At 71.2% G+C, this 12,235-nt stretch carries 11 protein-coding genes; 7 read left to right on the top strand and 4 right to left on the bottom strand.

All coding sequences use genetic code 11. The annotated features are described in order from the left end of the window. Window positions 1-12 precede the first annotated feature (12 nt). Window positions 13-1,110 (top strand): inositol-3-phosphate synthase, encoded by a 1,098-nt coding sequence (locus tag ATL45_RS13540; protein WP_093150848.1) that lies wholly within the window; start codon window positions 13-15, stop codon window positions 1,108-1,110. A 300-nt stretch (window positions 1,111-1,410) separates the two neighbouring features. Here ATL45_RS13540 and ATL45_RS13535 read toward each other — a convergent pair whose 3' ends face one another. Continuing rightward, window positions 1,411-2,262 (bottom strand): sensor domain-containing diguanylate cyclase, encoded by an 852-nt coding sequence (locus ATL45_RS13535; protein ID WP_093150844.1) that lies wholly within the window; start codon window positions 2,260-2,262, stop codon window positions 1,411-1,413. 435 nt (window positions 2,263-2,697) lie between these two features. Here ATL45_RS13535 and ATL45_RS13530 point away from each other — a divergent pair, with 435 nt between their 5' ends. Next, the gene (locus ATL45_RS13530) at window positions 2,698-3,993 is read left to right on the top strand and encodes a glycosyltransferase 87 family protein (protein ID WP_246025321.1); all 1,296 of its coding nucleotides are present in this window, start codon (window positions 2,698-2,700) and stop codon (window positions 3,991-3,993) included. Window positions 3,994-4,161: 168 nt separating this feature from the next. Here ATL45_RS13530 and ATL45_RS13525 read toward each other — a convergent pair whose 3' ends face one another. Together ATL45_RS13525 and ATL45_RS13520 are read right to left on the bottom strand one after the other, a co-directional pair. Further along, on the bottom strand, window positions 4,162-5,481 hold the full coding sequence (locus ATL45_RS13525) for a hypothetical protein (RefSeq protein WP_093150836.1): 1,320 nt from the start codon (window positions 5,479-5,481) through the stop codon (window positions 4,162-4,164). A 159-nt stretch (window positions 5,482-5,640) separates the two neighbouring features. After that, entirely contained in the window at window positions 5,641-6,429 is a 789-nt protein-coding gene (locus tag ATL45_RS13520; RefSeq protein ID WP_093150830.1) for a hypothetical protein, read from the bottom strand. A gap of 205 nt (window positions 6,430-6,634) precedes the next feature. Here ATL45_RS13520 and ATL45_RS13515 point away from each other — a divergent pair, with 205 nt between their 5' ends. After that, window positions 6,635-7,804: an AI-2E family transporter gene (locus tag ATL45_RS13515; protein WP_093150826.1), complete on the top strand. Its 1,170-nt coding sequence runs from the start codon at window positions 6,635-6,637 to the stop codon at window positions 7,802-7,804. Window positions 7,805-7,813: 9 nt separating this feature from the next. Here the strand turns inward: ATL45_RS13515 and ATL45_RS13510 are convergent, their stop codons facing one another. Further along, window positions 7,814-9,010 (bottom strand): GGDEF domain-containing protein, encoded by a 1,197-nt coding sequence (locus ATL45_RS13510; RefSeq protein ID WP_093150821.1) that lies wholly within the window; start codon window positions 9,008-9,010, stop codon window positions 7,814-7,816. A gap of 314 nt (window positions 9,011-9,324) precedes the next feature. Here ATL45_RS13510 and macS point away from each other — a divergent pair, with 314 nt between their 5' ends. From macS to ATL45_RS13490, 4 genes are all read left to right on the top strand, one after another. Then, complete coding sequence (macS, locus tag ATL45_RS13505; RefSeq protein WP_246025320.1) at window positions 9,325-10,503, top strand: MacS family sensor histidine kinase; 1,179 nt, start codon at window positions 9,325-9,327, stop codon at window positions 10,501-10,503. Next, on the top strand, window positions 10,500-11,159 hold the full coding sequence (locus ATL45_RS13500; RefSeq protein ID WP_093150814.1) for a response regulator: 660 nt from the start codon (window positions 10,500-10,502) through the stop codon (window positions 11,157-11,159). Before macS ends, ATL45_RS13500 begins: the two co-directional genes overlap by 4 nt. A gap of 516 nt (window positions 11,160-11,675) precedes the next feature. Further along, complete coding sequence (locus ATL45_RS13495; RefSeq protein WP_093150811.1) at window positions 11,676-11,882, top strand: hypothetical protein; 207 nt, start codon at window positions 11,676-11,678, stop codon at window positions 11,880-11,882. 86 nt (window positions 11,883-11,968) lie between these two features. Then, window positions 11,969-12,160 carry a hypothetical protein gene (locus tag ATL45_RS13490; protein WP_093150808.1) on the top strand — a complete coding sequence of 64 codons (192 nt, stop codon included), beginning with the start codon at window positions 11,969-11,971 and terminating at the stop codon, window positions 12,158-12,160. The last annotated feature ends 75 nt before the right edge of the window (window positions 12,161-12,235 follow it).

Here is a 12,235-nt window from a genome sequence, read left to right as displayed (position 1 = left end):
GAGGGCCCTGCCATGGGCGGAGATCGGCCCGGTCGTACGGTGCGAGTGGCGATCGTCGGCGTCGGGAACTGCGCGGCATCGCTGGTGCAGGGCGTCCACTACTACGCCGATGCCGACCCGAGCACCAGGGTGCCCGGTCTGATGCACGTCGAGTTCGGCGAGTACCACGTGCGGGACGTGAATTTCGTGGCGGCCTTCGACGTGGACGCGAAGAAGGTCGGCCGGGACCTCTCCGAGGCCATCGTCGCCAGCGAGAACAACACGATCAAGATCGCCGACGTGCCGCCGCTGGGCGTCACCGTGCAGCGCGGGCACACCCTCGACGGCCTGGGCCGGTTCTACCGGGAGACCATCGAGGAGTCCGACGAGCAGCCGGTGGACGTCGTGCAGGCGCTCAAGGACGCCGAGGTCGACGTGCTGGTGTCCTACCTGCCGGTGGGCTCCGAGGGCGCCGACAAGTACTACGCGCAGTGCGCCATCGACGCCGGGGTGGCGTTCGTCAACGCGCTGCCGGTGTTCATCGCGTCCGACCCGGAGTGGGCGCAGAAGTTCACCGACGCCGGCGTGCCGATCGTCGGTGACGACATCAAGTCGCAGGTCGGCGCGACCATCACGCACCGCGTGCTGGCCAAGCTGTTCGAGGACCGCGGCGTCCACCTGGACCGCACGATGCAGCTCAACGTCGGCGGCAACATGGACTTCCTGAACATGAAGGAACTGGAGCGCCTGGAGTCGAAGAAGGTCTCCAAGACGCAGTCGGTGACCTCGCAGGTGGACCGCGACCTGGGCAAGCGCAACGTGCACATCGGCCCGTCGGACTACGTGCCGTGGCTGGACGACCGCAAGTGGGCCTACATCCGGCTGGAGGGCCGCGCCTTCGGCGACGTCCCGCTGAACCTGGAGTACAAGCTGGAGGTGTGGGACTCGCCGAACTCGGCGGGCATCATCATCGACGCGATCCGCGCGGCCAAGATCGCCAAGGACCGCGGCATCGGTGGCCCGATCCTCTCGGCCTCCTCCTACTTCATGAAGTCCCCGCCGGAGCAGTACGCCGACTCCGCCGCCTACCAGGCGGTCGAGGACTTCATCGCCGGGACCGTGGAGCGCTGAGCGCACCGCACCGACGTCGACAGGGGCACCCGCGCGGCGCGGGTGCCCCTGTTTCTCCTCAGGGTCTCCAGACCCACGCGGCACCTCCCTTCCCATCGGAGTTCCGGCAGCAACTGCGAGGCGCAACATGCGCCGCAGGCGCATAGCCCGCCCTCGCAGCTCGCACCGCCGCGGGTTCTCAGCGTTCGCCTGGCGAGGACAGCCCGAGCGCCGTGTATCGGACATACATGAGAACGGGATCCCGGAGCCAGGCGGGCGCTGAGGTTCCGCCACGCGAACCAGCCACTGGAACACTCGTGATCAGTGCTGCAGCTGTTGCTCGGCTCTTGCCAGGACCGAGTGGACCGGGGCTTGGCCGTCGGTGGTCACCCAGGAGACGCGGAGGCCGGGCCGGACCTGCTTGCGGCCGATCCGCAGCGGCCAGCCGGCCACCTCGCGGGCCTGCTCGGCGATCGTCTCGCCGGTGCCGCTCGGGTGCTCGGCGACCACCGCGAACTCGTCGCCGCCGTAGCGGGCCACGGTGTGCTCGTCACTGAGCCCTTCCCGGAGCCGGCCGGCCAGCGTGGTCAGCAGGTCGTCGCCGCGGTCGAAGCCGTGCTCGGCGTTGAAGGCCGCCAGCTGCTGCACGTCGATCAGCACCAGCGTGGACAGCGTGCCGCGGCTGCGCGCCCGCACCAGGGACTGCTCCAGGCGGTCCAGCAGCAGCACGCGGCCGGGCAGCCCGGTCAGCGGATCCAGCAGGCCCCGGCTGTGCGGGACGTCGGTGTGCACGGGCTGCAGCAGGATCAGCACGCGGCGGCGGCCCTGCACCTGCACCGCGTGGTAGTCCGCCCAGATCCGGCTCAGCGGCTGGCCGCTGCGGGCGATCACCATCGGGATGGACAGCGGGCTGCCCGCGCGCAGCACCTGACCGGCCAGCTCCGCCCAGTCCGGCATCGCCGCGCCGGTGTCGTCGCGCAGGCGCCAGCCCGCGGGCCGGACGCCGGTGAGCAGATCGGACTTGGACAACTGCATGAGTTCGGCGGCGACGTCGTTGGTGGCCAGCACCTGCCCGCGCTCATCGGTCAGCAGCACGCCGACGTTGAGCCCGCTGATGTAGTCGTCCCACACCGACGCCAACTGAGCTGATGCGGCTACCTCGACGACACTCATTCGGCCCCCTCCTCCCCACCAAACGGAGCAGTCCGTCTGAGCCTCCCCTGCCAGCAAGCCCCTTTTCAAGAGCACGGCGACCACCCGTAATGGTGGTATTCACGCTGGGCAGATAACGCTCAGTGAGGCATTGGCGATGCATTCCCCGACAGTTCACCTCGCCGACCGGAACTTGATGATTCGAGCAGGTGAACATGCGACGTGGTGCCGATCCCAAACCGGCCCCGCATCGACCCCCGCGGACACCCGGATCTCTACGCTTGTCGGGGCAAGGCACCCAGGCTAGGAGGACGAATGACACCCCCTGTGTCAACCGGAGTCCTGCTCAACCGCACCTCAGGGGACCGTGATGCAACCCAGCCACAAGAAACCGCACAACGCGAGATCGATCCCGGACGCAACCACCACTGAAAATCGCGGAGAGGCGGGCTGCCCGTGACCGGTAGCGCGCGAGCACGGCTGGCCGACCGGTTGCGCGAGCACCGGTCGCTGCTGGCGGTCATCGCGGTCGCCGAGCTGATCGCGGTGATGGTCGTGTCGACCGTCAACACCCACGACCACATCGACGGCGAGGTCTACCGGCTGGGCGCGAAGGCGCTGCTGGGCGGCCGGGACCTCTACAACGACCTGCCCGCGACCGAGTCCGGCCTGGAGCTGCCGTTCATCTACCCGCCGTTCGCGGCGATCGTGTTCGCGCCGCTCGGCCTGATCCCCAAGGCCGCGTCCACCGCGGTGATCATGCTGGTCAGCCACCTCGCGCTGCTGACGACGCTGTACGTGGTGCTCCGCGCGGCGCCCTTCCTGCAGGAGCACCGGGAGCGGGTGCTGCTGGTGACGGCGGCGGTGCTGCCGCTGGCCACGATCAGCGAACCGGTGCTGGAGACGATCACCTACGCGCAGATCAACATCGTGCTGATGGCGCTGGTCGCGGTGGACTGCCTGTGGCGGGTGGACGGGGCGAAGAAGCTGCCCTACCCGCGCGGGCTGCTGATCGGCCTGGCCGCCGGGATCAAGCTCACGCCGCTGGTGTTCCTGCTGCTCCCGCTGCTGCGCCGGGACGTGCGGACGATCGCCGTCGCGCTGCTGACCTTCCTCGGCACCGCGCTGCTGGGCTTCGCGCTGACCTTCGACAATGCGCGCCGCTTCTGGCTGCAGGAGATGTTCGCCAGCAGCAACGTGTCCTTCGGGCCGAAGTTCACCGGCGACGCCTCGGTCTACGCGGGCAACCAGTCGCTGCGGTCGCTGCTGACCAAGGTGGGCGTGCCGCACCTGACCGTGTTCTTCGCCGTGCTCGCCGTGCTCGCCCTGGTGCTGGTGGTGCTCGGGATGCGGCACGCGGTCCGACGGCGGGACCTGCCGACCGCGGTGGTGCTCAACGGCGTGTTCGGGCTGCTGATGTCGCCGATCTCCTGGTCGCACCACTGGGTCTGGGCGATCCCGGGGCTGGTGCTGCTGCTCGGCGCCGCCTGGACGCAGCGGAACTGGGCGCTGCTGCTGGCGACCGCGATGATCACCGGGTTCTTCATGATGGGCCCGCACTGGAAGGTGCCGCAGGGCAAGGGCCTGGAGCTGACCTGGAACCTCCCGCAGAACCTGATCGGCAACGCCTACGTCTACTTCGGGCTGGCCTTCCTGCTCTACAACGCGATCCTGTGGTGGCGCGCCCGCCGCGTCGCACCGGTCGGGACCGCCCCGACCCACGAGCCCCCGCTCCCGGCCCGAGCCCGCTGATGCCTGGGCCGCGGACGTCGTTCTGACTGGTAGATGCCCGTGAGTGCTTCGGGGTGCTACAGCCCCACAAAACACTCATGGCCCATCCACCACCGAACGATCTCCACTCCCAAACGCAGAACCGGGGCGGGAGCTCGTGCGCTCCCGCCCCGGTTCTCGTCCGGTGGATCAGATCCGGCTGAAGACGATCGTGTCCGCGTTCTCGAAGCCGCGCGGCGTGGCCTGCTGAGTCAGGCCGGGCAGCGGCAGGGTCTGGTCCTGCACCGCGGTGATGTCCGGGACGCCGCCGTCGAGCACCGGCAGGGACATGCCGCCGCTGCGCGGGGCCGGGGCCGGGCGCAGCGGGCTCTCGGTGAGCAGCTTGTGCTCCGGCGTCGCGGCGCGCAGCTCGTCGACCACCTCGACCGCGACGGCCGACTCCAGCGGCGCGGCGGTGAAGTTCACGGTGCGCGGCGCGGGCGCGTCCAGCGCGGAGGTGATCCGGCTGACGGTGGGCGCCGAGGTCTGCCCGCCGCCGAGCGCGTTGAGCTCGCCCAGCACCGGCAGCGGGGCCTGGACGCCGGGGGATTCGCTGCGCTGCGTGGTGCCCGGCGCCCGGCTCAGCTCGACCAGCGAGAGGCCGGTGAGGTCCGGGATCTCGGCGGCCTTGGCCTGCAGCTCGCCCGGCACCTCCAGCGGCACGAAGTCGTTGCGCGGGGTCGGCTGGGCGGCCACCGCGGACAGCGCGCCCGCCAGCACCTCGCCCGGGACGGTGTGCAGCTGGTTGCGCAGTCCCGGCAGCTCGGCGGAGGTGAGGTCGACGCGGTCCGGCGTGACCAGGCCGCCCTGCGGCGCCGCGAGCACGCCCTCCCACAGCTCGACGATGCCGTCCGCCTGGCCGAAGCCGTCGAAGTAGACCAGGTCGTCGTGCGGGGTCAGCAGATCTGCAGGGACATCCAGGACCGCACCCGGGCGAAACGCCCCCTCATCGAGGGCAGCCGCACCTCCTCGGATCACCTCGCCGATGGGCCCGGCCCAGCTCAGCGAGCGGTGGAAGCCCTCGGCCGGGGTGACCGGCCGGCCGCCGTCGAAGGGCGGCAGGCCCGCCAGCTCCAGCGGGCGCGCGTCCGCCGGGTCGGCGATCCAGCCCGCCAGGTGCAGCGGGGCCACCGGCGCTCCGGTGTGCCAGTCGCGCAGCGCGGGCAGCTCCCGGGTCATGTCGTTCTCGACCGCGGGCAGCAGGTCCCGCACCGGGTCGATGGTGCCTGCCAGCGCGGTCACCTGGTGCGCGGCGCGCGACTCCACGAGCGGCGCGTTCTCCGGGTACAGGTCACCGGACAGGCAGCGCCCGCCGGTGCCGAGCTGGTCGAGCGCGTTCGCCGACTCGCCCAGCGGCGAGTTCGGGCGCTCGGGGCAGGCCTGCTCGGCGGATGCGACGCCGCTGCCGACGGCCAGCATCCCACCGGTGACCAGCGCGGCCTGCACGCCGCGCTTCGCCCAAGTCTGCATGGATTGCTCCTTAACGAGGTTTCCCCTGCGGGGAGATTTCGAGCGCCGCACCGCCGGCCGGGTGCGTGCGGCACGGCAGCGGGCATTGCGGGAATCGGCTTCGAGTTCGCGCGGCCGGAACGCGGCGGGGTGCTCGCTGCGCCGGCCGGCGCAGCGCGATCAGTCGGGAGTGGTTCCGGGCTGCGGCTCGGGGACGCCGGCCGGCGTTCCCGCGAGGTCGCAGGCGGGCGCCCCGGCGAAGGCCGGGACGCGGACCGGCGCGGCCGGGTACCAGCCGAGCGCGGTGGTGTTGTGGTGCGGCCCGTCGGTCGGGCTCCCGAAGCCGGGCGCGCCGGGCGGCGCGGGCAGCACGAAGGGGGCGGAGCGGGCCGGGGCGCTCGGCTGCGCCGGCGGTTCCGGCGCGGGCAGCTCCAGCCGCAGCGGCTGGGTCGGGCGCGGCGCCCGGACGGGTTCGGTGACGTCCTGCGCCGGGCTCTCGACGACAGCCGGTGGCACGACGAGCGGTGGCGGGCCGGTCTCCGCCGGTGGTTGCGGCGGCTCCTCCGGTCCGCTGCCCGCGACGGGCGGCGGAGCGCTGGTCTGGGTTTCGGTGACCTCGAGCGCGTCGCTGGCGACCTGCCCGACTTCGGCGGCGGGCTGCCGCAGCACCTCGGTGACCGGCTGCGCGGCGTCGAGCAGCTTCCCGGCCGGCCCGGAGCTGACCAGCCGGAGCGGGTCGAGCCGGGAGAGCGAGAAGTCCGTCGGACCGGGCTGGTCGCCCTCCTGGGCATCGGCGGCGGGGCGGTCGGCCGCGTCCTCGGCCGCGGGCAGGTCCGCCGCGTCGGCGGGGCCGTGGCCGAGCAACCAAGCCGCGGAGGTTCCGGCGACCGTCGCGCCCGCCACCACCAGGGCACGACCGAACAGCCGCCACTGCCGGGCGGCTCCCGTCGTGCGGTCGCGGCGGGACATCTCGGGGCCAGAACCTCCTCGGCTCAGCGGTGACTCCCCACAGGACTGGATCTCCTGCTTGCCGTGGCGCACTCTTTCAAAGCAACCGCCGCGGACGTAAGCGCTGGGCGACAGGTTCGCTACATCGGGTTACTGGCGTCCGGGCGAGGTCGCTGGCTGTCGTCATATGCCGCCTCGAGCCCCCGCACGGCGCTACGGTGACGGGGTGAACGACTTCAAGATCGCCGAACGGGACGATGCGGTCAGTGCGCTCCCGCGCACGCTGCGCGTTTCGGCCGCCTTGAGCTGGCGGACACTGGTCATCCTCGGCGCCGTGTACGTGCTCGGGCTGGTCCTCGGGCAGATCTACGTCGTCGTGATCCCGGTGGCCATCGCGATGCTGCTGTCCGCGCTGCTGGCCCCGGTCGTCGCCGGGCTGGCGCGGCGCGGCGTGCCGCGAGCGCTGGCGACCGCGCTCGTGCTGATCGGCGGGCTGGCCGTGGTCGGCGGCGTGCTCACCTTCGTCATCAGCGCGTTCATCGACGGCTTCCCGGACCTGCAGCGGCAGGTCATCGCCTCGCTCACCGCGCTCAAGACGCAGCTGGCCGAGAGCCCGCTGCAGATCAACGACGCCCAGATCGACAACTACCTGCAGCAGGCGCAGGACTGGCTGCAGGCCAACCAGGCGATGCTGACCAGCGGCGCGCTGTCCACCGCGGGCACCTTCGGCAACTTCCTGACCGGCCTGGTGCTGGCGCTGTTCACGCTGATCTACTTCCTGCACGACGGCCGCGGGGTGTGGCTGTTCGTGATCAAGCTGACCCCGAAGCACGTCCGGGCCAAGGTGGACCGGGCGGGCTGCCGCGGTTTCGAGTCGTTGGTCGGCTACGTGCGGGCGACCGCGATGGTGGCGGTGGTCGACGCCCTGGGCATCGGGCTGGGCCTGGTGATCCTCGGGGTGCCGCTGGCGATCCCGCTGGCCGCGCTGGTGTTCCTGGGCGGTTTCGTGCCGATCGTCGGCGCGGTCGCCTCGGGTTCGGTCGCGGTGCTGGTCGCGCTGGTCACCAAGGGCTGGGTGACGGCGCTGATCGTGGTCGGCGTGGTGCTCCTGGTGCAGCAGCTGGAGGGCAACGTCCTGCAGCCGCTGCTGCTCGGCCGCGCGGTGCAGCTGCACGCGCTGGCCGTGGTCCTGGCGATCAGCATCGGCGCGGTGGTCTCCGGCATCGTCGGCGCGCTGCTGGCGGTGCCGCTGGTGGCGGTCCTGAACGCCTCGATCCGCTCCCTGGTCGGCGAGGACGAGGAGGAGCCGGAGCCCGAAGTGCCCCTGGAACCGGCTCCGGAGGAATCCGCCGATCCTCCGGAGGACAAGGAACCCGAGCCCACCGCCGAACGCTGACCGGCGAGGTCAGGCGAGGGTGACCGCGTTGCGGCCCGCCGACTTCGCCGCGAGGAGGGCCGCGTCGGCCGCGATCAGCAGGTCCGGGAGCTGGTAGCCGAAGCGGGTCGTGGTGGCCACGCCGATGCTCACCGTCAGGTCGTCGATCTCGCGCGGCTCTCCCTCGATGTCGCGGGCGGGCACCGACAGGGCCGCCGTCGAGCGCCGGATCCGGTCGGCCACCGAGCAGGCCAGGTCGGCGCCGGTGGCAGGCAGCAGCACCACGAACTCCTCGCCGCCGAACCGGCCGACCACGTCCTCCCGCCGCACGCTGCTGCGCAGCATCATCGCGACCGCGGCCAGCACGGTGTCCCCGGCCAGGTGGCCGATCTCGTCGTTGACCCGCTTGAAGTGGTCCAGGTCCAGCAGCAGCAGCGAGACCGCCTGCTCGCGGCTCTGCGCCCGGGCCAGCTCGGTGCGCGCCAGGCGCTCCCAGTGGGCCACGTTGGCCAGGCCGGTCTTGGCGTCGTTTTGCGCCGAGCGCCGCCACTGCGGCAGCTGCCCGGCGAGGTCCAGCAGCACCAGCGGTGGGCCCGCGAGCAGCGCGCTGGCCGGCTCGTGGGTGATCGCCACCGCCAGCAGCCCGCCGAGGCTCGCCGCGACGATGCCGAGCAGCACGTCGATCGGTTCGCCGAGCACGTGCTGGCGCGGCGCCTCCGGGTTGCGCAGCCGGAGCCCGATGGCGACCAGGAACGCGCGCACCAGCAGCAGGATCGCGCCGGCCAGCACGAACTGCACCGCACCCCACGCGGGTTCCGACCAGCCGATGGCGCACCGCGCGGACAGCGTCGCGATCGTGGTCGCCGCCGTGGTGAACAGCCAGCGGTGCAGCTCCGGGCGGCCGTCGAGCACCCCGTGCAGGGTCGGCCCGAGCAGCAGGAGCACCAGCAGGTTGGGCGGCAGGACGAGGATGCCGGTGGCCAGGTAGGCGATGTGCAGCGTCCACGGGTTGCGCCTGATCTGGCGCTTCACGTTGATCGACACCGAGGTGACCACGATGACCGTGCCCGCCGTGGCCGCCAGCATGACGAAGGTCAGCAGCTCCCGGGGTGCCGGATCGCGACTGGTCGCGACCACCAGCCCGAGCAGGGCCAGCGCCACCGCCTGGACGAGCAGCACGTAGGCGATCGCCGCCGGCCGGAGTCGCCACAGCAGCCAGCCGCCCATTCGATCACCTCCCGTGCGCAGCCTTGCACAGCGAGTGGCCTCCTGGTGGCCCGCCACCCGGAGTCTTGTCGTCTTTGTCTTCGAAGCCGCGCGCCGCAGCTCGCATCGCCGCGGGTCCTCCGGTGAGAACAGCCCGACCGGACCGCGCAGCCGGGCGGCGCCTGAGATTCCGCCACCCGCGCCGCCACGCGGAACGACCACGAGCGCAGGTTCTCCGGGACGATGCTGGTGATCACAAACACCTGGGGTGGTCGGTCCGGCGGTCTCCGTGAACCTCTCGGTACGGCAGGATGGTCCGCTGGGAAGGAGCGAACTTGAGCAGTCCGCTGTCGAACGAACCGCGGGTGACCGATGGCCGCTCGCCGCTCTGGCGTGGGCACAACGTCTTCCGCGTCGTGACGTTCTTCTACGCGTGCGCGTGGGTCATCGCCCAGTTCGACTCCTACGCGCGGCCGTGGCTGGCCGTCGTGGTGCTCGTGCTGATGGGTCTGTGGACCGCGTTCACCGTCTGGCGCTACTCGAAGCACTCCGGCCGCACCGATCTGCTCGTCGCGCTCGACCAGGTCGTGGTGACGGTGCTGTTCATGAGCAGCGAGTTCATCCTCACCGAGGAGCAGATGACGGAGAGCTGGCCGACGGTGGTGACGGCCTGGCACCCGACGATGATCACTGCGGCCGCCGCGCAGTGGGGCATGTCCGGCGGCATCGCCTCCGGGATCTTCGCGGCAGGCTGCAACTTCCTGCTCAGGTGGAAGACGTCCCCGGACATGGTGCTGGACACGGTGCTGCTGGTCGGCGTCGGAGCGGTGCTCGGGCTGGCCTCCAACAGCGCCCGCAGCACCACCGCGCGCCTGGCCCGCGCGCTGCGCGCGGAAGCCGCGACCGCCGAGCGCGAGCGGCTGGCCCGCGACATCCACGACAGCGTGCTGCAGGTGCTGGCGCGGGTGCGCCGCCGCGGCACGGAGCTGGGCGGGGAGGCCGCCGAGCTGGCGAAGCTGGCCGGGGAGCAGGAGATCGCGCTGCGCGCGCTGGTCGCCACCACCCCGCAGGAACCCACCGAGAACGGCGCGACGGACCTGGCCGCGCGGCTCCAGGTGCTGCGCACCGGCCGCATCCACGTGTCCGTGCCGGGCAATCCGGTGCTCCTGGAAGAACCGCTGAGCTCCGAGCTGTTCGCCGTGGTCCGCGAGTCGCTGGCCAACGTCGAGAAGCACGCAGGCCCGGACTCCCAGGCCTGGGTGCTGCTGGAGGAGCTGCCGGACGAGGTCGTGCTCAGCGTCCGCGACGACGGGCCGGGCATCCCCGAGGGCCGGCTGGACGAGGCCGCGGCCGAGGGACGGCTCGGCGTGGCCAAGTCGATCCGGGGCCGGGTGGACGGTCTTGGTGGCACGATCACCCTCGACACCGAGCCCGGCGAAGGGACCGAGTGGGAGATCCGGGTTCCCCTGCCCGTTGCGAAACCGGCCAAGCGCCGCAGAGGAGGAGAGCGATGAGCGAGCCGCCCGTGTCCGTGATGGTCGTCGACGACCACCCGATGTGGCGCGACGGAGTCGCCCGCGACCTGGCCGAACGCGGTTTCGAGGTGCTGGCCACCGCCAGCGACGCCGCGTCCGCGCTGCGCATCGCGCGGACCGTCAAGCCCGACGTGGTGCTGATGGACCTCAACCTCGGCGACACCTCCGGGGTGACCGCGACCCTGCAGATCACCCAGGAGATCCCCGGCACCCGCGTGCTGGTGCTGTCGGCCAGCGGCGAGCACAGCGACGTGCTGGAGGCGGTCAAGGCGGGCGCGTCCGGGTACCTGGTCAAGTCGGCGTCGGCCTCGGAGCTGGTGGACGCGGTGCAGCGCACGGCGGCAGGCGACGCCGTGTTCACCGCCGGGCTGGCCGGTCTGGTGCTCGGCGAGTACCGGCGGATGGCGATCACCCCGGACTCCGACGCGCAGGCCCCGCAGCTGACCGACCGGGAGACCGAGGTGCTGCGGTTGGTCGCCAAGGGGATGACCGCCCGGCAAATCGCCAAGAAGCTGGTCATCTCGCACCGCACCGTGGAGAACCACGTGCAGTCCACGCTGCGCAAGCTCCAGCTGCACAACCGGGTCGAGCTGGCGCGCTACGCCATCGAGCACGGTCTGGACCAGGAGGCCTGAGAGCACTGTCGGCGTAGCCGTCCGCGCTTGTGCAAGCGGCGCCAGCCGCTTTGAGTGCGCACGCAGGACGACCACCCGCGGGTTCTGAGTGCTTTCCTGGCGAGGACGGCCCCTCCGCCGTGTATCGGACACATACATCAGGAGGGGCACCCGCAGTCCAGGGAAGCACTCAGGTTCCGCCAAGCGACCACCCAAGCAAACCAACCACCTGCAGTCTCTCAGCGTTCTCCCAGGTCATTAGCCCCGCCACCTGCTTCCGGTGCGCGGGGCTTTTCGCTGGGTGAGGACGAATCCGTGCAGGATTTTCCGGATTCACCCGATCCATCTAGGAAAGCTCTTGTCGGGACCGGGTTTCCCCTGGTCGTGCGCGGAACACGCAGCGTCACCGCCGGACCGGGCGCCGGGGTGGCAGCGCAGCGTGACGCAGTGGTGACGGGCTGGTGACGGGTCTCTGGCGTACTCGTCCCCAGCGGCTGAGCCGCAGTCGAAATTCCGTCGAACGAACTAGGAGCAACCATGTTCGAGACCCACGAGTTCGCAGAACTGCTTCCCGAGCGCAAGGCCCTCGGTGGCTGCTGGTGGGACAACTTCGGAGGGGACATCGACCAGGACATCGACGTCGACCAGGACGTCGACGTTGACGTCGACAACGACTCCTTCGCCGGTGACGTCGACGTGACGGCGTTCAACAACGCCAACGTCGACCAGAGCGCCAAGCACTGACCCGGTACCAGCTGATGAGTTCCCGGCCGCTCACCGCTGCTGCGCGCGGTGAGCGGCCCGGGTCCACAGCCACGGAGGAGACAGAGATGCACGGATTCGAGCTGTCGAGCCAGTCGGTGGAGCTGCTGCCCTCGCGGGAAGCGCTCAGCGGCAACTTCGGCGTCGGAAACATCGCCATCGTCAACCAGTTCAACATCATCGTCGCGGTCAACATCGGTGGTGACATCGGGCAGGACATCGATGCCAGCAACGTGGCCAACATCGAATTCAACGACTGATGAGCCGCCTGGCCGGGAGCGGAGTGGACCCGTTCCCGGCCAGGCGCGCGACCGAGATCAGGGCCTGCCCGCGGG

Source organism: Saccharopolyspora antimicrobica (genome assembly GCF_003635025.1).
Lineage (GTDB): Bacteria > Actinomycetota > Actinomycetes > Mycobacteriales > Pseudonocardiaceae > Saccharopolyspora > Saccharopolyspora antimicrobica.
The sequence above is the reverse complement of the archived record's forward strand: the minus strand, read 5'-3'. Positions and strand labels throughout refer to the sequence as shown.

Bases quoted from the DNA above. Each gene is read 5' to 3' on its own strand.
- ATL45_RS13525 (WP_093150836.1), bottom strand. From the start codon at position 5,481: ATGCAGACTTGGGCGAAGCGCGGCGTGCAGGCCGCGCTGGTCACCGGT.
- ATL45_RS13540 (WP_093150848.1), top strand. From the start codon at position 13: ATGGGCGGAGATCGGCCCGGTCGTACGGTGCGAGTGGCGATCGTCGGC.
- ATL45_RS13510 (WP_093150821.1), bottom strand. From the start codon at position 9,010: ATGGGCGGCTGGCTGCTGTGGCGACTCCGGCCGGCGGCGATCGCCTAC.
- ATL45_RS13490 (WP_093150808.1), top strand. From the start codon at position 11,969: ATGCACGGATTCGAGCTGTCGAGCCAGTCGGTGGAGCTGCTGCCCTCG.
- ATL45_RS13535 (WP_093150844.1), bottom strand. From the start codon at position 2,262: ATGAGTGTCGTCGAGGTAGCCGCATCAGCTCAGTTGGCGTCGGTGTGG.
- ATL45_RS13520 (WP_093150830.1), bottom strand. From the start codon at position 6,429: ATGTCCCGCCGCGACCGCACGACGGGAGCCGCCCGGCAGTGGCGGCTG.
- ATL45_RS13495 (WP_093150811.1), top strand. From the start codon at position 11,676: ATGTTCGAGACCCACGAGTTCGCAGAACTGCTTCCCGAGCGCAAGGCC.
- ATL45_RS13500 (WP_093150814.1), top strand. From the start codon at position 10,500: ATGAGCGAGCCGCCCGTGTCCGTGATGGTCGTCGACGACCACCCGATG.